Origin of the sequence: Arthrobacter sp. B6 (genome assembly GCF_001663775.1) — a bacterium.
In the GTDB taxonomy this organism is placed as follows: Bacteria; Actinomycetota; Actinomycetes; order Actinomycetales; family Micrococcaceae; genus Arthrobacter.
Window position 1 is genome coordinate 486,784 of sequence record NZ_KV467169.1, and the last position, 20,978, is coordinate 507,761.

At 64.7% G+C, this 20,978-nt stretch carries 16 protein-coding genes and 2 tRNA genes; 11 read left to right on the top strand and 7 right to left on the bottom strand.

The window, feature by feature from the left end; all coding sequences use genetic code 11:
• Window position 1: 1 nt before the first annotated feature.
• The 3 genes from AU175_RS16910 to AU175_RS16920 form a co-directional block, all read right to left on the bottom strand.
• Window positions 2-1,909 (bottom strand): acetolactate synthase large subunit, encoded by a 1,908-nt coding sequence (locus AU175_RS16910; protein ID WP_066292304.1) that lies wholly within the window; start codon window positions 1,907-1,909, stop codon window positions 2-4.
• Window positions 1,910-2,275: 366 nt separating this feature from the next.
• The gene (ilvD, locus tag AU175_RS16915) at window positions 2,276-3,997 is read right to left on the bottom strand and encodes a dihydroxy-acid dehydratase (RefSeq protein WP_066292306.1); all 1,722 of its coding nucleotides are present in this window, start codon (window positions 3,995-3,997) and stop codon (window positions 2,276-2,278) included.
• A gap of 140 nt (window positions 3,998-4,137) precedes the next feature.
• Complete coding sequence (locus AU175_RS16920) at window positions 4,138-5,064, bottom strand: LysR family transcriptional regulator (protein WP_066292308.1); 927 nt, start codon at window positions 5,062-5,064, stop codon at window positions 4,138-4,140.
• A 155-nt stretch (window positions 5,065-5,219) separates the two neighbouring features.
• Here AU175_RS16920 and AU175_RS16925 point away from each other — a divergent pair, with 155 nt between their 5' ends.
• From AU175_RS16925 to AU175_RS16935, 3 genes are all read left to right on the top strand, one after another.
• On the top strand, window positions 5,220-6,320 hold the full coding sequence (locus tag AU175_RS16925) for a sunset domain-containing protein (protein ID WP_066292310.1): 1,101 nt from the start codon (window positions 5,220-5,222) through the stop codon (window positions 6,318-6,320).
• Window positions 6,321-6,459: 139 nt separating this feature from the next.
• Window positions 6,460-7,404, top strand: coding sequence for a PQQ-dependent sugar dehydrogenase (locus AU175_RS16930; RefSeq protein ID WP_442855336.1), 945 nt, complete (start codon window positions 6,460-6,462; stop codon window positions 7,402-7,404).
• A 116-nt stretch (window positions 7,405-7,520) separates the two neighbouring features.
• Window positions 7,521-7,596, top strand: a tRNA-Lys gene (locus tag AU175_RS16935).
• 100 nt (window positions 7,597-7,696) lie between these two features.
• On the opposite strand, the gene AU175_RS16940 is transcribed toward AU175_RS16935, so the two are convergent.
• Both AU175_RS16940 and AU175_RS16945 read right to left on the bottom strand, forming a co-directional pair.
• Window positions 7,697-8,425, bottom strand: a complete 729-nt coding sequence (locus AU175_RS16940; RefSeq protein WP_066292316.1) for an HNH endonuclease family protein — start codon at window positions 8,423-8,425, stop codon at window positions 7,697-7,699.
• A 195-nt stretch (window positions 8,426-8,620) separates the two neighbouring features.
• Window positions 8,621-9,076: a MarR family winged helix-turn-helix transcriptional regulator gene (locus AU175_RS16945; protein ID WP_066294358.1), complete on the bottom strand. Its 456-nt coding sequence runs from the start codon at window positions 9,074-9,076 to the stop codon at window positions 8,621-8,623.
• Window positions 9,077-9,171: 95 nt separating this feature from the next.
• Here AU175_RS16945 and bcp point away from each other — a divergent pair, with 95 nt between their 5' ends.
• The 8 genes from bcp (at window position 9,172) to AU175_RS16985 (ending at window position 19,184) form a co-directional block, all read left to right on the top strand.
• Window positions 9,172-9,645, top strand: coding sequence for a thioredoxin-dependent thiol peroxidase (gene bcp / locus AU175_RS16950; protein WP_066292317.1), 474 nt, complete (start codon window positions 9,172-9,174; stop codon window positions 9,643-9,645).
• 89 nt (window positions 9,646-9,734) lie between these two features.
• Window positions 9,735-9,816, top strand: a tRNA-Leu gene (locus tag AU175_RS16955).
• Window positions 9,817-10,084: 268 nt separating this feature from the next.
• Window positions 10,085-10,759, top strand: coding sequence for a fasciclin domain-containing protein (locus AU175_RS16960; RefSeq protein WP_066292318.1), 675 nt, complete (start codon window positions 10,085-10,087; stop codon window positions 10,757-10,759).
• Between the two features lie 188 nt (window positions 10,760-10,947).
• A complete protein-coding gene (locus AU175_RS16965) occupies window positions 10,948-12,621 on the top strand; it encodes an ABC transporter substrate-binding protein (protein WP_197497166.1) in 1,674 nt (557 codons plus the stop codon).
• 79 nt (window positions 12,622-12,700) lie between these two features.
• Window positions 12,701-14,203: a malate:quinone oxidoreductase gene (locus AU175_RS16970; RefSeq protein WP_066292320.1), complete on the top strand. Its 1,503-nt coding sequence runs from the start codon at window positions 12,701-12,703 to the stop codon at window positions 14,201-14,203.
• Between the two features lie 71 nt (window positions 14,204-14,274).
• Window positions 14,275-17,490, top strand: a complete 3,216-nt coding sequence (locus tag AU175_RS16975; RefSeq protein ID WP_066292322.1) for an efflux RND transporter permease subunit — start codon at window positions 14,275-14,277, stop codon at window positions 17,488-17,490.
• Window positions 17,491-17,613: 123 nt separating this feature from the next.
• On the top strand, window positions 17,614-18,723 hold the full coding sequence (locus tag AU175_RS16980; RefSeq protein WP_066292324.1) for an LLM class flavin-dependent oxidoreductase: 1,110 nt from the start codon (window positions 17,614-17,616) through the stop codon (window positions 18,721-18,723).
• Entirely contained in the window at window positions 18,720-19,184 is a 465-nt protein-coding gene (locus AU175_RS16985; RefSeq protein WP_066292327.1) for a MarR family winged helix-turn-helix transcriptional regulator, read from the top strand. The genes AU175_RS16980 and AU175_RS16985 overlap by 4 nt, the downstream gene beginning before the upstream one ends.
• Window positions 19,185-19,290: 106 nt before the next feature.
• Here AU175_RS16985 and AU175_RS16990 read toward each other — a convergent pair whose 3' ends face one another.
• Window positions 19,291-20,097: a transglutaminase-like domain-containing protein gene (locus AU175_RS16990; protein ID WP_066292332.1), complete on the bottom strand. Its 807-nt coding sequence runs from the start codon at window positions 20,095-20,097 to the stop codon at window positions 19,291-19,293.
• Window positions 20,098-20,168: 71 nt separating this feature from the next.
• Window positions 20,169-20,966: a hypothetical protein gene (locus tag AU175_RS16995; protein ID WP_066292334.1), complete on the bottom strand. Its 798-nt coding sequence runs from the start codon at window positions 20,964-20,966 to the stop codon at window positions 20,169-20,171.
• Window positions 20,967-20,978: the final 12 nt, after the last annotated feature.

The following is a 20,978-nucleotide window of genomic DNA, read 5'->3' on the forward strand; positions in this document are numbered from 1 at the left end:
ATCAGTCCTCCTCTTCCCATTCCGGGGTCATATTGCGGGCAACCTGGATCTGGTCGTTGCTGACGCCTGCGGGCACCATTGGCCACACCATGGAGTCGGGGCTCACCACAAAATCGATGACCACGGGGCGGTCGTTGATCTCGAGCGCTTTTTGGATCGTGGCGTCGATATCCTCATCGCGTTCGCAGCGGAAGGACGCGCAGCCGTACGCCTCCCCCAGCTTGACGAAGTCCGGGATCCGGACGGTCTCGTGGCCGGTGTTCAAGTCGGTGTTGGAGTAGCGGCCCTCGTAGAAGAGGGTCTGCCACTGACGCACCATGCCCAGCGAGGAGTTGTTGATGACGGCAACCTTGATGGGGATCTTGTTGATGGCGCAGGTGGCCAGTTCCTGGTTGGTCATCTGGAAGCAGCCGTCGCCGTCGATGGCCCAGACCACGCGGTCCGGCTCACCCACCTTGGCGCCCATGGCCGCGGGAACCGCGTAGCCCATGGTGCCGGCGCCGCCGGAGTTGAGCCAGGCGTGCGGACGCTCGTACTTGATGAACTGAGCCGCCCACATCTGGTGCTGGCCCACGCCGGCAACGTAGATGCCTTCGGGGCCCGTCAGCGCGCCGATGCGTTCAATGACGCGCTGTGGGGCGGAAAGCCCGTCTTCCGGCTCGGTCCAGCCCAGGGGGTAGGTGTCCTTGAGGTTGTTCAGGAACGCCCACCAGGTGGTGAGGTCCGGCGTACCGGCAGCGTCAAACTGGGAGCGGACCGCTTCTGTGAGCTCCGGAATAATCTCCTTGACCGATCCCACAATGGGTACGTCGGCCGTACGGTTCTTGGAGATCTCGGCGGGATCGATGTCGGCGTGGATCACCTTGGCGTACGGGGCGAAGGTCTTGAGCACGCCCGTGACGCGGTCATCGAACCGCGCTCCCAGGGTGATCAGCAGGTCCGACTGCTGCAGGGCAGTCACGGCCGACACCGTGCCGTGCATGCCCGGCATGCCCACGTGCTGCGGGTGGGAATCCGGGAATACGCCGCGCGCCATGAGCGTGGTGACGACGGGTGCGCCCGTCAGTTCGGCCAGCTCGCGGAGTTCGGCCGAGGCGTGCGCCTTCACCACACCGCCTCCCACGTACAACACGGGTTTACTGGCGGCCGCAATGAGCTTCGCGGCTTCGCGGACCTGCTTGTTGTGTCCGCGCGTCACGGGGCGGTAGCCGGGCAGGTCGATCTTCGGCGGCCAGGAGAAGGTCATCTGACCCTGCTGGGCGTCCTTGGCAACGTCCACGAGGACGGGGCCGGGGCGTCCGGTGGCGGCCAGGTGGAATGCCTCCGCCATCACGTGCGGGATGTCGTTGGCGTCAGTCACCAGGAACGAATGCTTGGTGATGGGCATGGTGATGCCAACAATGTCGGCTTCCTGGAATGCATCGGTGCCGATCACACCGCTGGACACCTGGCCGGTGATGGCCACGAGCGGCACGGAGTCCATGTGGGCATCCATGATGGCGGTAACGAGGTTGGTGGCACCGGGGCCGGAGGTGGCGATACATACGCCCACCCGGCCAGTGACCATGGCGTAGCCTTGCGCGGCGTGGCCGGCTCCCTGTTCGTGACGGACCAGTACGTGATTCATGCTGGAGGCCATCAAGGGGTCATAGGTAGGCAGGATCGCTCCACCGGGCAAACCAAAAATATCGTCGACGCCGAGTTCTTCGAGCGAGCGGACAATAGCTTGCGAGCCGGTCATCACCGTTGGGGGTACAACGTTGTTCGGCCCAAGGACAGGAGAGACAGCAGCAAGATCAGCGACGACACCGGCGTGGTCAGCCGTTCGGTCGGCGCGTTCCGGAGCTTTGGGGGCTCCAGCGGACTTTGTAGCCATCAGCGAGGGGCTGATCGGCGATCCTTTGCTCATCGGACTCTTCCTTGTGGATCATCTGTATTTTTGGAAACTGCGGGAAATAAAAAAACCCCTCAGCCTGGTGGCTCTTCGAGGGGTTGCGCGTGACGGTTCGTTACCAGTGGAAGGCTATTGAGCCACGCGCTTGGTAAGGACGACGACTGCGTCTGCAGCGATGCCGACAGTAACGAATGAGATCATGCGTTCAGTTTTCCCTCTGCGTGAGATGCATGTCAACGACGACGATGTGCATCTCACCATGTGGACGTCATTGTCCACTAATTGGCAGCCTCCCAACTGGGTAGCAGTAGATGTCGTTTTGAGCTCTCATAACGACATCAGCTGCTACCCAGTTGGATTCAGGCAGCCGGCTGCGGGGTACTACCCGCAGTATGCGCCGGTGCTGGCGCTGTGCACCAGCTTGGCGTACTTGGCCAGGACGCCCTTGGTGAACTTGGCGGGGAGCGGCTCCCAGCCTTCCTTGCGGGCTTCCAGCTCAGCGCCGTCCACCAGCAGGTCGAAGCTGCGGGCTGCGATATCAACCCGGATCCGGTCACCGTCCCTGACGAACGCGATGGGGCCGCCGTCGACAGCTTCCGGAGCGACGTGCCCGATGCACAGGCCGGTGGTGCCGCCGGAGAAACGCCCGTCCGTGAGGAGCAGGACATCCTTGCCCAGTCCGGCACCCTTGATGGCGCCGGTAATGGCCAGCATCTCACGCATGCCCGGGCCGCCCTTGGGGCCTTCGTAGCGGATGACCACGACGTCGCCGGCGTGGATCTGGCCGTTGTCCAGCGCGTCGAGTGCACCCTGTTCGCGTTCAAAGACGCGCGCGGTGCCCTCGAAGACGTCGGCGTCGAAGCCTGCGCTCTTGACCACGGCGCCCTCGGGTGCCATGGAGCCGTGCAGGATGGTGATGCCGCCGGTCTTGTGGATCGGGTTGTCCAGGGCGCGCAGGATTTTGCCGTCGAGGTCCGGCGGGTTGATGGACGCGAGGTTCTCGGCAAGGGTCTTGCCGGTGACGGTGAGGCAGTCGCCGTGCAGCAGTCCGGCATCGAGCAGCGCCTTCATGATGACAGGCACTCCGCCGATCTTGTCCACGTCGGTCATGACGTAGCGGCCGAAGGGCTTCAGGTCACCCAGGTGCGGAATCTTGTCGCCGATGCGGTTGAAATCGTCCAGGGTGAGCTCAACTTCAGCTTCACGGGCGATGGCCAGCAGGTGCAGCACAGCGTTGGTGGAGCCACCAAAAGCCATCGTCACGGCAATGGCGTTCTCGAACGCCTTCTTGGTCATGATGTCCCGGGCGGTGATGCCCTGGCGCAGCAGGTTCACCACGGCCTCGCCGGACTTGCGGGCAAAGTCGTCACGACGGCGGTCTGCCGAGGGCGGGGCGGCGGAGCCCGGGAGGGACATGCCGAGCGCTTCGCCGATGCAGGCCATGGTGTTGGCCGTGTACATGCCGCCGCAGGCGCCTTCGCCGGGACAAATGGCTTTCTCGATCCGGGTGAGGTCTTCCATGCTCATCTTGCCGGCGGCGCAGGCGCCCACGGCTTCGAAGGCGTCAATGAGGGTGACTTCCTTTTCGGAGCCGTCCTCGAGCTTGACCCAGCCGGGCATGATGGAGCCTGCATAAAGGAACACGCTGGACAGGTCCAGGCGCGCCGCTGCCATCAGCATTCCGGGGAGGGACTTGTCGCAGCCGGCGAGCAGGACCGAGCCGTCGATCCGCTCCGCCTGCATGACCGTTTCCACGGAGTCAGCGATGACTTCGCGGGAGACCAGCGAGAAGTGCATGCCCTCGTGGCCCATGGAGATGCCGTCGGAGACGGAGATGGTGCCGAACTGCATGGGGAACCCGCCGCCCGCGTGGACGCCTTCCTTGGCGCCCTGGGCCAGCCGGTTCAGGGAAAGGTTGCAGGGAGTGATTTCATTCCAGGAACTCGCGACGCCGATCTGCGGCTTGGCGAAGTCGTCGTCCCCCATGCCGACCGCCCGGAACATGCCGCGCGCGGGGGCGGCGTGGATTCCGTCAGTAACGACCCGGCTGCGGGGCTTGATGTCAGGCTTGTTGTCGGTTGCGATCTGGGTGTCCTCACTCATGCGTCAAAGTCTATGACTCAGATCAGGAGGTCAACGACACGGACGAGGCCGTGAAGCCCGATTCCGGCAATATTTCGCTCAAATAGTGGACTAGCGTCTCATTTATTGAGACGCTGACCTGGGGCGACGGGATGAACGTGTCAGAAATCACCTGGCACAAGGCCAGACGCAACTGACGCGGCTTCCTCTTTGAGCATGTCCAGCACTGTCCGGATGGTGGTGCGGGCGGCGATGTCGGGGCGGGCGAGGGCCACGATGCTGCGGCGGGCTGTGACCCCCACCAGCGGCCGGAGGACAAAGCCCCGGTCCTGGTTGGCTGCCGCGGTGTACCTGGGCAGGAGGGCGAGGCCGTGTCCAGCGCTGACCAGCGCCTCTAGCACCCTCAGGTCCGGAAACAGCTGCGCCCGGACAGCGGTGGACCCGGCCTGTTTCTCGATCTGTCGCAACACGGCATCGAATGGGAATCCTTCGGGGACCCCCATCCAGGGGTAGCCCACCACGTCCCGAGCGGTCAGCCGGGGTTTCGACGCCAAGGCGTGTCCGGACGGCATGGCAACATCCAACGGCTCATTGAGCAGGGGGACGACGATCAGCCCGTCGGAGGAAAAGACGTCCGGGCCATCAACGCTGTGCGCCAGGACCACGTCATAGTCGGCGGCGAGGCCAGCGAAACCGTCCACTCCAGGGTCCTCGAAATGGGCCTCAAAGTGCAGGCCGTCAACGGCCTTGACCCGGTGCAGGAGTCCCGGCAGGAACATCTCCGCAGCACTGGGGAAGAAGGCAGCCCGAACATTGGCCTGCCAGCCTTGGCGGTACGTGTCGATGGTCGCCTCTGCCCTGGCCATGGCCGTTGACACATCCGCAGCGGCGGCGGCCATGGCCAGGCCTGCTTCGGTCAGGCGGACTCCCCTGCCGGCCTTCTCGATGAGGACAACTCCAAGCTCGTCCTGCAGCGTCTTGAGTTGCTGGGACACCGCCGACGGCGTGACGTGCATGGCTTCGGCCGTGGCGCCCACGGTGCCCCGGTCCGCGAGTTCGCGCAGAATCCGCAGCCGTTTGAAGTCCATGTAGAGAGGCTACTGGACGGCCGGGGCGTTGTTCGGGCCGCCTTCACTGTCCGGCCTGACCCTTCACTGCCCTGACCAGGACCTAGACAGTCCCGATTGCCCCGACGTACGGTCAGGGAACGGCAACCCCGCCATCCGGACTGAAGGGCCCTGATATGGATTTTGTCTTCTGGATCGTACTGATCGTGCTGATAGTCGGTATTGTCTGGTGGCTGCTGAACCGCAGCAGTTCCACAAAGGCCACCGGCGACGACGGCAGGGCAGGGTCAGGGCCGGCCGCTCCGGCTCAGGGAATCCGGGCGGATGGCGCCCTGGCAGGCGGGAGCGCCGCCGCTTCCGCGGAAGGGGCAGGTACCGCCGGAATGGCCACGGCCGCAGGTTTCGGACGGCCATCCGAACCAGTTCCCCCAACGACGGCGGACGAAACTTCCGAACTGTCCGAACCATCGGGTGCGGGCCGGGCCGCTGAACGGGATTCCTCTGCGCCGGAACGGACGGAAGCCGAAGCGGCCACGGCTCCCGCGGAGACTTTGGGCGCTCCGTCGCCGCCGGCTGGCGGGAACGCTGAGGACGTGACAGCGGTACCGGCTCACCGGTTTGCTGACGACGCCACTTCGGTTCACGGCGGGGAAGCACCTGAGCGTACGGGCGGACTCCGGGGTACGGAAACGCCCCAGCGTACGGGCCCAGCCCAGGGCACCAACGACCACCTTGAGTGGGAGACCCAGTGGTCTGAAGCAGGCGGATCGCCCGCTCCGCATGCCACGGCCGCAACCGTGGCTCCAACCGGTGAGGCAGGCACTGCCGACCCTGAAGCCACCGTGGACGCCGATGCGGCGGAGACCAAAGCAGCCAGCCAGGCCGCCCCGGTCCATCATCCCGAGTACACGGCACCGCACGCCCCGACCCTTCCGGGGGCCGAGTCAGCGGCGGCCGAGGCTGGCATTGACGAGCCAGCCGGTGCTGAGCCGGCCGGCTCCAGCCCGGTCACGTCCAGCCTGCCCGACGCCGAAACCGTCCCCGAACCTGCAGGCCACCTGGCGGCAGACCGCCCGTATGGCGAAGGGTCGGCATCGCCGGCCCCGGACGGCAGCGGTCCGGCCGACTACACGGTTAAGGGCGATGCCGGCTCCATGGTCTATTACGAAGAGGGGCATCCTGAGTATGAGCAGACCCGCGCAGGAGTGTGGTTTGAATCAGCCGCGCACGCCGAAGCTGCCGGCTTCCGCGCCCCACGGCGGACCCGCCTTCAGTAGGTCCAGGCTGCGGCACTCCGCCGCAGCCTGGACGGCGTGCCTAGCGCTGTTCCTTGCGGGTTGCACAGGCGGCCCCGATGGGCCGCCGACCGGCAGCAGCACAAGCGTAGGAACCCACCGCACCGGAACGCCGGCCGTAGTGGAGCAGCTGGACCTCGGGCTCCGGATCCCGTGGGCCGCAGTGTTCCTGCCGGACGGAACGGCAGTCATCTCGGAGCGTGATTCCGGGCTCCTCAAGGCAGTCAGTGGCGGCCGGCCATCCACCATCGGCGACGTGCCCGGGGTTGTTCCCGGCGGCGAGGGCGGGTTGCTCGGACTCGCACTCTCCCCTGACTTCGACTCGGACAATCTCCTCTACTTCTACTTCACTGCCGAGCAGGACAACCGGATCGCCCGGGCCGCCCTGACAGAAGACGCTGACGGCCGCCTCACCATCGGCCCCCCGGAGGTCATCTTCGCCGGCATCCCGAAGGCGTCCACGCATAATGGCGGCCGGATCCGCTTTGGACCCGACGGCCTGCTCTATGTGGGGACCGGCGACTCTCAGCGCCGCGAGCAGCCACAGGATCCGAATGCGTTGGGCGGCAAGATCCTGAGGCTGACGCCGGAAGGCCGCCCGGCGCCCGGCAACCCTTTCGGCAATGCCGTCTACAGCATTGGCCACCGCAACGTCCAGGGACTGGCGTGGGACAGTGAGGGGCGGTTTTGGGCCAGCGAATTCGGTCCTGACGTCAATGACGAGCTCAATCTGATCCTCCCGGGCGGCAATTATGGCTGGCCGCAGGTCACTGGCGCACCGCATCGGGAAGAATTCAGCGACGCGAAGGTGGTGTGGCCGTCCACCGCTGAATCCTCGCCCAGCGGACTGGAAATTGTTGGTTCCACGGCGTACCTGGGCGCACTCCGCGGCCAGAGGTTGTGGACGGTTCCGCTGGATGGCGAAGAAGCCGGTAATCCTGTGGCCTATTTCACACGGGAATATGGCCGGATCCGCGATGTCGTCCAGGCTCCCGACGGACGTTTGTGGCTGCTCACGAACAATGAAAACCCCGACTTTGTGCTGGTTTTGGCCCCTTCAGTTTGATGCAACCTTCCGGGCACCAGCACGATTTCACATGGGCCGAAAGTTCGTGTAGAGTTTCATGTCGTTGCGGAGATCAACGGGGAAATAAAAAAGCCCGGGAGATCAAAACAAGAGATGCACCTCTAGCTCAATTGGCAGAGCAATTGACTCTTAATCAATGGGTTCCGGGTTCAAGTCCCGGGGGGTGCACCAAGGAAACCCCGTCCTCATCGCCACAAGCGATGAAGACGGGGTTTTGCTTTGCCTTAATTCTTCCGGAGGATGTCCCGGCCTGTTGACCAGCACATGCCTGTTAGGTGCAGGTGTCCAGGATTCCGGCGATCGAATCATGCTCGGCCTCGGTAACCCAGAGCTGGTACTTTGCCTTCACGGCCACCTGCCGGGCAACGTATTCGCAGCGGAATGCCTTGTTGGGCGGGAGCCACGTGGCTGCATCCTTGTCGCCCTTGGCACTGTTCGTGGGGCCGTTCGCGGCCATAAGGTTCAGCGGGTCATTGGCCAGCTGCCGGCGCTGGTCGGCGCTGAGCTGCTGGGCGCCCTTCTGCCAGGCATCGGACAGGGGGACGATGTGATCGATCTGGACCGCCGCGCTGGTGGTGTTGCCGCGCACGAACCTGATGGTCGTGCCGGTGTAGCTGTCGGCAAGCGTGCCAGTCACGACGACACAGTTCTGCGTTCCGGGCTTGAAGGTCTCGCCTTCAAGGTCCCTGGCAAGGATGTCGTTGCGGGTATCGCAACCGTTGCGGTCCACATCCGCCCAGGCGGGACCGAACTCGTCGCGGCTGTAGCCGGTCTTCGGGGCACGGCCCTTCACCGGGATGTTTTCCAGCTGGGCCAGGGCCAAGTCAGCGTTTGCCGGGGTCAACAACTGCCCGTCGGGGTCGCCTGCCTCCGACGGGGCGGTCCGGACAGCTTCGGCGATCTTGGTTTCGGCACGGGCTGCAACGTCGCAGCCCGCAAGGGAGCCCGCAACGAGCAGGAGGACCAAGGTACGGATGGATGCAGAGCGGCTGTTCAACATGTTCCTTCAGGAGTAGGCGATTCCGCCCACGCTAGCGGCAGCCACCGCGCTCCAAGGGCAGGAACAGCCGTGGTGCCGGTCACATACGCCAGCGCTTCCTTGAAAGGCTGCAGAAGAAGACGCCGCTACTTGCTTAAAGAAAGACGCGCAACCACTGTGGAACCAGTGATTGCGCCTGCGGGGCCAGCGATCCGGTTACCCTACCGGGGAACCGTCCGCGAGGGCCTTTACTTCAGGGGAAGAGAACTGGCTGGCCAGTTCCCGCACCACAGCCTGGAGTTCCTGTCGCAGGACGTCAGGATCAATGGACGCGGCTGCAAGCACCGAACGTTCCATTTCCACTGCCGCGGTCACAGCCTCGCGTCCACGGTCCGTCAGGGAGACAACGTGGCTCCGGCGGTCCGAGGTGCTGCGGACGCGGGCGATATGTCCGTGGGTTTCCAGCCTGCTGAGCGTCTTGCCCATGGTCTGCGCCTGGACGCGGACATACTGCGCCAGCTGCGCCTGCGTCATCGGGCCCTGGGCAGCGAGGACTTCGATGGCAATAACACCGGCGTGCGTCAATCCAATGGCGCCGAGTTTTTCATTCCACGAGTGTTCTACGAGACGGGCCGCAGTGGACAGTAGGCGCCCAGTGGGCCAGTGATCCATATCAGGCATACAAGCAGTATAGCCAAGTGCCGATTCGCCCCGGTCCAGCACGCTTACTAAGCTGGTGTGTCCCGCCTGCAACTAGGAGATTAACTGTGGCTGACAGACTCATGACCGGTACAGAAGCACCTGGCTTCACTCTGAAGGACTCGAACGGAATGGACGTCAGCCTGTCGTCCACGCGGGGGCGAAACACCATTGTGTACTTCTATCCCGCCGCGTCCACCCCTGGCTGCACCAAGCAGGCGTGCGATTTCCGTGACAGCCTTGCTTCCCTGCAGGCAGCCGGTTATGAAGTCCTGGGCATCTCCCCCGACCCGGTGGAGAAGTTGGCAAAATTCGCCGCCGCAGAAGCCCTGGGTTTCCCGCTTCTCTCTGATGAGGACCACACCGTGGCAGAGGCGTACGGTGCGTGGGGGGAAAAGAAGAACTATGGAAAGACCTATCAGGGGCTCATTCGCTCAACCGTTGTGGTGGACCCCGAAGGAAAAGTGGCAGTGGCGCAATACAACGTCCGCGCGACCGGCCACGTTGCCAAGCTCCGCCGTGACCTCAAGCTTGATTCCTGAAGGTTCCTGCGGCTGACAGGACCCGCAGCCGACCGGCGCTACAATGGAACCTGGCATCCGCCGTCGCAGGTTTCTGCTGCGGCAGCCAAGCGCGAGTGGTGAAATTGGCAGACACGCAGGATTTAGGTTCCTGTGCCTTCGGGCGTGGGGGTTCAAGTCCCCCCTTGCGCACAGCCGGACGTACCAAACACGGAATCCCGGGCCCTTCGGTCCGGGATTCCGTATTTTAAGTTTCCGTGACCCTGGATTCCGTGAACTTCCGCGGATCTGCACCACTGCCAAAAAACTCCTTGAGATCCACCCATCCACGTCGAGACGACACCCGAATACACAGTGAGACACCAGCCAACGGCAGGTGCCCACCACGTCGGGAAGGGCCGCAAGCGGCATGCAAACTGCCCGCACCAGTCAATGCTCGGCACTAACAAGGAGAATCGAAATGCAGTCAATCAAGCGCACAACCTTCAGCGTCGCAGGCGTTGCAGCTGCAGCCCTGCTCACCCTCACCGCCTGCGGCGGCTCCGCCACCACAGCGACCTCATCGTCGGCACCGGCTTCCGCGCCCTCTTCCTCCAGCATGGCGCCGTCACCATCCACAACCTCCGCTGCCCCCATGGACCCGGCCGCCAACCTGGTCGGCGCCGGCTGCGCGGGCTACGCCGAGAAGGTTCCCACCGGCGCCGGCTCGGTTGCCGGCATGGCACTCGATCCCGTAGCTGTTGCGGCCTCGAACAACCCCATCCTGACCACCCTGACGGCAGCCGTCTCCGGCAAGCTCAACCCCAAGGTTGACCTGGTGGACACGTTGAACGGCAGCGAATTTACCGTCTTCGCGCCGGTCGACGACGCCTTCGCCAAAGTCGACGCCGCCACCATCGAGACCCTCAAGACGGACGACGCCCTGCTGAGCAAGATCCTGACCTACCACGTGGTTCCCGGCCAGATCACCCCTGACAAGATCGCCGGCACCCACGCCACGGTCCAGGGCGGCTCCGTGACGGTCACCGGCAGCAAGGACGCCCTTATGGTCGATGGCGCCAGCGTGATCTGCGGCGGCGTCCAGACAGCCAATGCCACGGTCTACCTGATCGACTCCGTGCTGATGCCCAAGTAATTCCGGGCATCAGCACCGGGCGCTCCAGGAGCCGCCCGGCCCGACTCCCCCTGCGGTTCCGCCAACCTGGGTCCGGCCTGTACAGGCCGGGCCCAGCTGCGTCCCCTGGACCATCCTGGTCCGTCAACTAGACTGGGCTGGGCCCCGCTGTCCGCGGAGCCGGCCAGCAGCCCAGAGGTGATCAACGAGTGCCCAGCAGTACATCGCGACGAACGGTGATCAAGACAGGCGCCGTGCTCCTGGCACTGGGAGTGACCTCCTGCACCGCAGTTCCAGCACCTTCTCCTTCGTCCCCCACCACTTCAACGCCGTCAACAGGCGCTGAGCCCACGGCCACCTTCAGGTTTGGCACAGCATCCCAGCCGCTCGGACTCGACCCCGCCCTGTCCAACGATGTGGAGTCGTACCGGATCACGCGGCAGATCCTCGAAGGCCTGGTCGGAGTGGACCAGACAACGGGCAAACCCACGCCGTTGCTGGCCACCGAATGGACCGAATCCGACGAAGGCCGCTCCTATACGTTTAAACTCCGCGGCGGAGTCAGCTTCCAGGACGGGACCCCGTTCAACGCCGATGCTGTCTGCGCCAACTTCAACCGCTGGTTCGCGTTCCCGGAGCCGCTCCGGCAACGGGCCCCGGGAAGTTCGTTTAAGGCCGTGTTCAAGGCCCACGCCGATGAGGCATCGCTTTCCATCTTCAAGAGCTGCACTGCCCTTTCGGCTGACACAGTCCGGATCGACCTCACGCAGCGCTTCACCGCCTTCCTCCAGGCGCTGACCCTGCCCGCCTTCGCCATGGCGTCACCGTCAGCACTGGCTGCCGGGACTGCCGATGTCCTGGACAGGGAACGGGGCGGTCAGGCCCTGTCCGCCTTTGCCACCAACCCGGTGGGGACCGGGCCCTTCAGCCTCGGCACGTGGGACGAAACCAGCGTCACGTTGGTCAGCAACAAGGACTACTGGGGTGACCGCGGGCAGATCGCCACCATCAACTTCCTGACCTACGACCATCCCCAGGCCCGGCTGCAGGCGCTCCTCGACGGCAAGATCGACGGCTACGACGCCGTTACAGTGGGCAACTTTGACCAACTTGTTAAACGCGGCATGCAGATTGTGCAGCGGGACCCTTTCTCCGTAATGTACGTCGGCATCAACCAGGAAATCCCTGCACTCCGGGACCTGAAGGTGCGGCAGGCGATCGAAATGGCGATCGACAAAGACACCCTGATCCGGAAGTTCTTCATAGACAACACCGCCCAGGCCTCCCAGTTCGTTCCGCCGAAGATCAGCGGCTTCAACAACGAGGCCCCGTCGTTGGGCCATGACCCGGCCAAGGCCAAGACCTACCTCGAAGAGTCCGGCTACGGCGGGGAGGAGCTGAGGTTCTACTACCCGTTGAACGCCACCCGGCCCTACCTCCCCACGCCCGAAAAGGTCTATGCCGAAATCAGCAGGCAACTGACCGCCGTCGGGCTGAACATCAAGCCAGTCCCGGTGGACTGGTCCGACGGCTACCTGCAGAAGGTCCAGTCCCCCGGGGACCACGCCCTCCACCTTCTCGGCTGGAACGGCGCCTACTCTGACGCCGACAACTTTGTGGGTCCCCTGTTCGGCGAGAAGAACGGTGAGTTCGGGTACCAGGACCCCCAGGTCTTCTCGAAGATCAACCGGGCACGCAGCATGCCGCAGGGACAGGAACGTGATGAGCAATATCACACGATCAATGCCCAGATCGCGGCCTCCGTTCCGGCCGTCCCCATTGCGTTCCCCATCTCCGCATTGGCGCTCTCGGACCGGGTGGCAAGCTACCCGGCCTCGCCGGTCTTAAACGAAGTTTTCACCAAGGTCCAGCTAAGGCCTTGACGGGCCCGTTCAATTTCAGTATGAGGGTCACGCGGGGATATTCTGTGACAGCCAGAGCCGCTGCTATCGGAGACTCACTGTGACTTTTATTTCCAAGACCAAACATGCCGACGTCGTCCTGATTGGCGGCGGCATCATGAGCGCCACGCTGGGGGCGTTCATCAAGCAGCTCGAACCCAACTGGACCATCTCCCTCTTCGAGCGGCTGGAGGAGCCGGGACTGGAAAGCTCCGGTCCGTGGAACAACGCCGGTACCGGGCACGCCGCACTCTGTGAGCTCAACTACTCCCCCGCAGCCAAAGACGGTTCGGTGGACCCTACCAAGGCGCTGCTCATCAATGAACAGTTCCAGCTGTCCCGGCAGTTCTGGTCCCACCTCGTGGAGCAGTCCCTGATCGGTTCGCCCAAGGGTTTCATCAACACCGTCCCCCACATGAGTTTCGTCATTGGCGAGGACAACACGAAGTTCCTGCGGACCCGGTACGAGGCACTGAAGCCGCACCCCCTGTTCCGCAGCATGGAGTATTCCGAGGACCACGGCCAGATCGCCAAGTGGGCCCCGCTGATCGTCAAGGGCCGCGACCCGAAGCAGCGCATTGCCGCCACGAGGGCGGCGGAAGGCACCGACGTCGACTTCGGGGCATTGACCCGCGAGCTGACCACCTATCTCGGGAACAACGGCGTCGAAGTCAACTACGGCCACGACGTAACGGGCATCTCCAAAGCGTCCGACGGCGGCTGGAACCTTTCGCTCAAATACCCGGCCTCCGGGGAACACAGCAGGATCCACGCCAAGTTTGTGTTTGTCGGAGCGGGCGGCGGCGCCCTGCACCTGCTGCAGGCCTCGGGAATCCCGGAAAGCAAGGGCTTCGGCGGCTTTCCGGTCTCCGGGCAGTTTTTCCGCTGCACCGACGAGACCCTGGCAGCCCAGCACAGCGCCAAGGTCTACGGCCAGGCCTCCGTGGGCGCGCCGCCCATGTCCGTGCCGCACCTGGACACCCGCTATGTCAACGGCAAGCGCTCCCTGCTGTTCGGCCCGTACGCCGGTTTCTCCACGAACTTCCTGAAAAACGGCTCATACCTGGACCTGCCGCTGTCCATCCGGCCCAGCAACATCATTCCGATGCTTGCCGTGGCCAAGGACAACATGGACCTGACCGCCTACCTGGTGAAGGAAGTGGCCAAGGGCCACGCCGACAAGGTGGAGGCGCTCCGCGAGTACTACCCAGAAGCCAAGGACGGCGACTGGGAACTGATCACCGCCGGCCAGCGTGTACAGATCATCAAGAAGGACCCGAAGAAGGGCGGCGTGCTGCAGTTCGGCACGGAAGTCATCGCCGGACGCGACGGCTCCATCGGCGCGCTCCTGGGCGCCTCCCCCGGCGCCTCCACCGCGGTGCCCATCATGATCGAACTGCTGCAGAAGGCCTTCCCCAAGAACTTCAAGGGCTGGCAGGGGAAGCTCAAGGACATGATGCCCGGCTACGGCACAAAGCTGGACAGCAACCCGGAACTTGCTGCGGAACTTGAGAAGGCAACTGCCAGGGCGCTCCAGCTGGAGAGCGTTTCAGCGGACCGCTGACCCTGCCGGGGTCGGCGGGCAGCAGTTCAACGTCCGCACCAGTCCGCCAACCCCCGTCAGGAGACCACGCGATGTTCCGGCTGGCACAACTTTCCCTGGGAAACCGGGCACTGATTGCCCTCATCACTGTTTTCGCGTCGGTGTTTGGCGTGATCACCATGTCCTCGCTGAAGCAGGAACTGATCCCCTCCATCGAGTTCCCGCAGATCACGGTGCTGTCGGCGATGCCCGGCGCGTCGCCGGAGGTGGTGGACAAGCAGGTCAGCGAGCCGCTGGAGAAGGCGCTGAACGGCGTCGAAGGGCTGGAATCGACGTCGTCTACATCCCGTACGGGTGTCTCCCAGATCTCGATGACCTTCACGTACGGCTCCAACCTGGACCGAGCGCGGAACCAGATAGACCGGGCCATCTCCAACTCTAAACGCCAGCTGCCGGAAGACGTCCAGCCGCAGGCGATCGCCGGCAGCATCAGCGATTTCCCCATCGTGTTCCTGGCGGTTTCCTCGGACAAATCCCTAAGCGAGCTTAATGCAGACCTGCAGCGGCTCAGCGTCCCCCGGCTGCAGAAGATCGACGGCGTCCGCAGCGCCGATGTGACCGGTGGCGCCTCCCAGCACATCCAGATCCTGCCGCGTCCGGAGGCCATGGCCGCCAGCGGGGCTACCGTCACAGCGATCCGCGACGCTCTGTCGAACAACGGGGCCCTGATTCCGGCCGGAACCGTTGAGGAGGACGGCAAGACCCTCTCCCTCCAGATCGGCAGCCCGGTGGACTCCCTCGACGCAGTCGAGGCCCTGCCGCTCGCCGGGACGAAGGAGCCTGCCACCATCGGCTCCGTGGCGGACGTGACGCTGAAGGATGATGAACGCACGTCCGTTACCCGCACGGACGGCAAGGAAACGTTGGCGGTTTCCGTCACCAAGAAGCCCGAGGGCGATACTGTCGCCATTTCCCATGCCGTGGCCGGCATCATCGGCGACCTTGAGGCGGAGTTGGGCTCCAACGCTACATTCACGCCGGTCTTCGACCAGGCACCCTTCATTGAGAAATCTATCAAGGACCTGACCACCGAGGGACTGCTGGGCCTTGGCTTCGCGGTCGCGGTGATCCTGGTGTTCCTGATGTCCGCCCGCTCCACGCTGGTGACAGCTGTGTCCATCCCCCTTTCACTCCTCATCACCTTCATCGGACTGTCCGCCACGGGCTACTCACTGAACATCCTGACGCTGGGTGCCCTGACCATCGCCATCGGTCGCGTGGTGGACGACTCCATTGTGGTGATCGAGAACATCAAAAGGCACCTCGCCTACGGTGAGGACAAGGTCACCGCCATCCTCACGGCCATCCGGGAAGTTGCCGGGGCCATCACCGCCTCAACCCTTACCACCGTGGCCGTCTTCCTGCCCATCGCATTCGTGGGAGAACTCGCCGGCGAGCTCTTCCGCCCGTTCGCGCTCACCGTCACCATGGCACTGCTGGCGTCCCTGCTTGTATCACTGACCATTGTTCCTGTGCTGGCCTATTGGTTCCTTAAGTCGCCGTCGGTCACAGCCCCCGGATCCGCCGCCGCCCGCGAGGCCGCCGCCGCCGTGCGGGCCAGGGCACAGGAAGCCGAACAGAAGAGCCGCCTGCAGCGAGGCTACCTGCCCATCCTTGCCAAGACGCAGAAGCATCCCGTCCTGACCCTGATCGCCGCCGGGCTGGTGCTCGTGGCCACCGGCGCCATGACCCCGCTGCTGGCCACGGACCTGCTGGGCCGGTCGGGACAGAACAGCCTCACCGTACGCCAGGTCCTGCCCGGCGGCACCAGCCTGACGGAGACCAGCGCCGCCGCCGTACGGGTTGAAGAGGTGCTGCGCGGAATCGACGGCATCAGGACCGTGCAGGTCACCTCCGGCAATGCCCAGGCCGGCTTCGCGGCCCTGACGTCCTCCGGTGCCTCCAATTCGACCTTCACCGTGGTCACCGACGAGAAAGCGGACCAGGCAGAGCTCCAGGAGACCGTCCGCACCCAGCTGGCCGGCGTCCCTGACGCAGGCAAGATCTCCGTAGGCACCCAGCAGGGTGGCTTCGGCACCTCGTCCACCGTGGACATCACCCTGCGGGCCGCCACGTCCGCTGATCTGCGGACCGCAAGCGATGCGATGGTGGACGCGATGAGCGGCGTTCCGGGCACCAGCGAGGTAGCCACCAACCTGGCGGCCAGCCAAAATGTTGTCCAGGTCAAGGTTGACCGTGCCAAGGCTGTGGCGTCCGGACTGAATGAGCAACAGGTGGCCGGCGTGCTCGCCTCCACGATCAGTCCCGTCCCGGGCGGGACGGTCCGGATCGAAACGGATGATTTCCCCGTGCAGATCGGCGAGGGAACCCGCTTCACCAGCGTCGAAGCCGTCCGCAACATCCCGCTTCCGGGGGGACGGGCAACCCTGGGCAGCATCGCCACCGTCGAGCAGGTGGAGGTTCCGATCTCCATCACCGCCAGCAACGGGCAACGCACGGCGAAAGTGTCCCTCACGCCGTCGGGCTCCAACCTTGGCGCGGTGAGCGCCGAAGTCCAGGCCCGCCTGGACGACGTCCAGCTTCCGGCCGGAGTCACGGCCACCTTGGGCGGCGCCACCACCCAGCAGGCAGAGTCCTTCCGGCAGCTGGGGCTGGCACTGCTGGCCGCCATCGCCATCGTGTACGTGATCATGGTGGCCACCTTCAAGTCCCTTATCCAGCCGCTGATCCTCCTGGTATCCGTCCCGTTCGCGGCCACCGGGGCCGTGGGGCTGCTGCTGGTGACCGGTGTGCCGCTGGGCCTGCCGTCGCTGATCGGCATGCTGATGCTGGTGGGAATCGTGGTGACCAACGCCATTGTGCTGATCGACCTGATTAATCAGTACCGGAAGCCCAGCGACGGCAGCCCGGGAATGTCGGTGGCCAACGCCATCACCCACGGCGCCCGACAGCGCCTGCGGCCCATCCTTATGACGGCGCTCGCCACCGTGTTCGCGCTGACGCCGATGGCCCTGGGCCTGACGGGTGGCGGCGGATTCATTTCCCAGCCGCTCGCCGTCGTGGTGATCGGCGGCCTGGTCTCCTCAACCGCCCTGACGCTGGTCCTGGTCCCGGTCCTCTATCGGCTGGTGGAAGGGCGGCGCGAAAAGAAGTCGCTGCTCCGGGCACTGCATGAGCGTCCGGAGCTGGGCCCGGCGAGCGATCTCGACGACGAATTCCAGGACTGGACCACCGGAATGGTTCCCAAGGTCAGCGGCCGGCGCGCCGCACCGGGAGAGCCCGCCTAGAACCGCCTCAAACAACAGGGAATATTCCTGCCCGGGCGGCGTTATACCCGTCGATAGATGCATATGCATCTAAATCGGGTATAGTGGTGTCAAGCCACGGACATCCAGAACGGAAGGCACATCATGCAAATCGGCGTATTCAGCGTCAGCGACATCACCACTGACCCCACCACGGGACAGACCCCCACGGAGAACGAGCGCATCAAGGCCTCCGTGGCGATCGCCAAAAAGGTCGAGGAAATCGGCATGGATGTCTACGCCATCGGCGAGCACCACAACCGCCCTTTCTTCTCGTCCTCCCCCACCACCACACTGGCGTACATCGCTGCGCAGACTGAGCGGATCACGCTGTCCACCGCCACGACGCTGATCACCACGAATGATCCGGTCAAGATCGCCGAGGACTTCGCGATGCTCCAGCACCTGTCCGATGGCCGCGTGGACCTGGTACTGGGCCGTGGCAACACCGCACCTGTGTACCCCTGGTTCGGAAAGAACATCCAGGACGGCGTGGAACTGGCCATCGAGAACTACAGCCTGCTGCGCAAGCTGTGGGACGAGGACACGGTGAACTGGTCCGGCAAGTTCAGGACCCCGCTGCAGAACTTCACGTCCACACCGCGCCCGCTCGACGGCGTCGCCCCCTTCGTGTGGCACGGCTCCATCCGCACGCCACAGATCGCCGAGGTGGCCGCATACTACGGTGACGGATTCTTCGCCAACAACATCTTCTGGCCCAAGGAGCACTACCAGCAGCTGATCGGGCTCTACCGCGAACGCTACGAGCACTACGGCCACGGCAAGGCGGACCAGGCGATCGTGGGGCTCGGCGGCCAGTTCTTCCTGCGGAAGAACTCCCAGGATGCCGTCAAGGAGTTCCGGCCGTACTTCGACAACGCGCCCGTTTACGGCCACGGCCCGTCGTTGGAGGACTTTACCTCTCAGACCCCGCTCACGGTGGGCAGCCCGCAGGAAGTCATCGAGAAGACCCTGACGTTCCGCGAGTACTTCGGCGACTACCAGCGTCAGCTGTTCCTGATCGACCATGCTGGACTGCCGCTGAAGACGGTGCTCGAACAGCTGGACCTGTTCGGCGAGGACGTCCTGCCGGTTCTGCGCAAGGAGTACGCGGCCCTGAAGCCCGCGCACGTCCCGGATCCGCCCACGCATGCCGGCCGGGTTGCCACGCTGTTGGCTGCGCAAAGCGCCGAAACAAGCCCGTCGGAGGCATGATGGCAACCGACGGAGAATCACCGGTCCGGCTTGCCGCGGAAACGTGGGAATCCCTGTTTCGGGCCCAGGTGGCGGTGATGCGGAAGCTGCAGGCGGGGCCAGCCTTCCGGAAGGTGGCGCTGAACGAGTACGACGTCCTGTTCACGCTTTCCCGCTGCCCGTCCGGCTGGCTGCGGCTCAACGAGCTTAACGACAATGTCCTGCTCAGCCAGTCCAGCCTCAGCAGGCTCGTGGAGCGGCTGGAAAAGCGGGGGCTGGTGGCGCGGATGCCGGCCCCTGACGACGGCCGGGGCGTGCTGCTGAAACTGACCGAAGCCGGCGCCGAGCTGCAGAAGGACATCGGCCGGGAGCATGTCCGGGATATCTCCGGGCTCCTGGGTCCGGCCCTGACGGCGGCCGAGCAGAAGGAACTGAGGCGGCTCACCGAGAAGCTGCGGCATGCTGTGGGCGCACGCCACTGACCTCAGAGTTTTTGTCCAGTTACGGAGGGTTTAAGCCCCCTCAAGTCACCGTATCTGGACAAAAACTCCAGGCTTGGGGCGGCCAGCCACCTGCCCTGACGGTCCGCTAGCGCAGCACCACGAGCTTTGCGGGGTCCTCAACGGGCAGGTTGCCGTTCACGACGGCGGTGACCCGCATCTGGTTGAGGGTGAGGCTTCCGCCGACGGTGGAGAGGAAAGCCGTATCGGCAGAGTCGCGGCCGGCCGTGATCCGAAGCATCGACTCCCGCGGGGCAAGCCCCGTGGGGTCGATGACATGCCATGCCCCGTTAATGTGGGCCTCCGGGACAGCGTGGAAGTCCATCGGGCTCAATCCCGGCGCGTAGACAGCCGTCAGCCGGGCGGGAATGTCCTTGGACCGCAACAGCGCGATGGCGAGGTGGGCGAAGTCCCTGCAGACGCCGCGCCGGTGCAGGAGCGTCTCCACCGCTCCGTCGGTTCCCCGCGACGATCCGCTGATGTACCTCAGTTCGCCGTAGACCCAGTTCCGCACGGCGTACAGCAGTTCCTCGCCGTGGAGTCCACCGAATTCGGCGTAGGCGGTGGGCAGGAGCCGGTCCGACTCGGCGTACCGGCTGGGGCGGACATACCGGATGAGGTCCGCCAGCGGTGCTTCCTCGGGGGCGGCCTGCCCGCCCACCGAGGCCGAATACTCAACTGTCACCTCGGAAGGGTCCGGGAACTCCATGTAGTGGATCCTGCCGCCGTGGTGGTCGGAAAGCTCGGTCAGCGGAACCGGCGCGCCGTCAACTGAGACGGACAGGGATTCCTCGAACGAGGCATAGCCGGAATTCCTGGCAACTGAAATTGCCAGCGCGACCTTGGTGTCGGCTGCAGTCCTGAAAACCAGGCGTGCGGAAACAGAGCGGTCCATGGATCTCCGGGGTGTGAGGAAGCGGCTTGGCAGTCTCCGCTCCGGCCCGGCAGGGTGGTCCGGCAGCAGGACTAGTTTTTGATCTCCAGAGACATTAGCATCCGTTGGACGTTGGCGAATTCGGTGCCTTCGTCCACGTACTTCGCCGCCTGGTCCAGCGTGTCAAACGCTTTGGCCGGAGCGACCTTTTCGTCCGGCGCGAACGCCTTGAGGACCGGCATGTCCCCGAAGGAGTAGTCGCCCTTGCCGGCCGGCCCGCGGACCACGTTGCGCAGTTCGCACGCCTGGCTGTCGGTGCCGCCCACGACGTTCGTAATGCCGAAAGAGCCGAAGTAGCGGTAGCCCTGGATTACCCTGAACACAACGTGCGGGGCGATGGTTCCTTCCCCTGTCAGCGAGGGGAGGTCCACGGGGACGCTGCTGATCACGGTGTAGGGCCGGCGGGCCGCTTCCGCACACTCCGAAGCCGACGGCGGCAGTCCCGTCCGCAGCACGGCAATGACGGTACCGTCCGGTTTCTTCACCTCGACCTTCAGCGCACCGGCCAAGGTCCCCTCCTCAGGCGGCACGGACTGTGCGATCCACTCCTCCGGCAGGTCGAAGCTCACCGTCTTGCCTGCATCCGTGAAGGTCTTCCAGGCCGCGGCTGTGGCCGCCGCCTCCGGCGCCCGGGAACCGGGGGTTTCGGAAGCCGTCGGCGCAGTCGAGGGCGTACCCATCGCCGTCGGGGCAGCAGTTGATGGGGACGCCTCCGGCTGTGTGGTCCAGGACGGCTCAGCCTGTCCCGGTGCGCTGCACCCGGCGGCCAGCCCACCGCACACCAGCACCGCCATGGTCCGTAGCCCAAACACTGTCGTCTTTCGTGTCATGCAGCCAGCGTA

Bases quoted from the DNA above. Each gene is read 5' to 3' on its own strand.
- AU175_RS16940 (WP_066292316.1), bottom strand. From the start codon at position 8,425: ATGTTGAACAGCCGCTCTGCATCCATCCGTACCTTGGTCCTCCTGCTC.
- AU175_RS16990 (WP_066292332.1), bottom strand. From the start codon at position 20,097: ATGGACCGCTCTGTTTCCGCACGCCTGGTTTTCAGGACTGCAGCCGAC.
- AU175_RS16920 (WP_066292308.1), bottom strand. From the start codon at position 5,064: ATGGACTTCAAACGGCTGCGGATTCTGCGCGAACTCGCGGACCGGGGC.
- AU175_RS16975 (WP_066292322.1), top strand. From the start codon at position 14,275: ATGTTCCGGCTGGCACAACTTTCCCTGGGAAACCGGGCACTGATTGCC.
- AU175_RS16980 (WP_066292324.1), top strand. From the start codon at position 17,614: ATGCAAATCGGCGTATTCAGCGTCAGCGACATCACCACTGACCCCACC.
- AU175_RS16945 (WP_066294358.1), bottom strand. From the start codon at position 9,076: ATGGATCACTGGCCCACTGGGCGCCTACTGTCCACTGCGGCCCGTCTC.
- AU175_RS16985 (WP_066292327.1), top strand. From the start codon at position 18,720: ATGATGGCAACCGACGGAGAATCACCGGTCCGGCTTGCCGCGGAAACG.
- AU175_RS16960 (WP_066292318.1), top strand. From the start codon at position 10,085: ATGCAGTCAATCAAGCGCACAACCTTCAGCGTCGCAGGCGTTGCAGCT.
- AU175_RS16995 (WP_066292334.1), bottom strand. From the start codon at position 20,966: ATGACACGAAAGACGACAGTGTTTGGGCTACGGACCATGGCGGTGCTG.
- ilvD (WP_066292306.1), bottom strand. From the start codon at position 3,997: ATGAGTGAGGACACCCAGATCGCAACCGACAACAAGCCTGACATCAAG.
- AU175_RS16925 (WP_066292310.1), top strand. From the start codon at position 5,220: ATGGATTTTGTCTTCTGGATCGTACTGATCGTGCTGATAGTCGGTATT.
- AU175_RS16910 (WP_066292304.1), bottom strand. From the start codon at position 1,909: ATGAGCAAAGGATCGCCGATCAGCCCCTCGCTGATGGCTACAAAGTCC.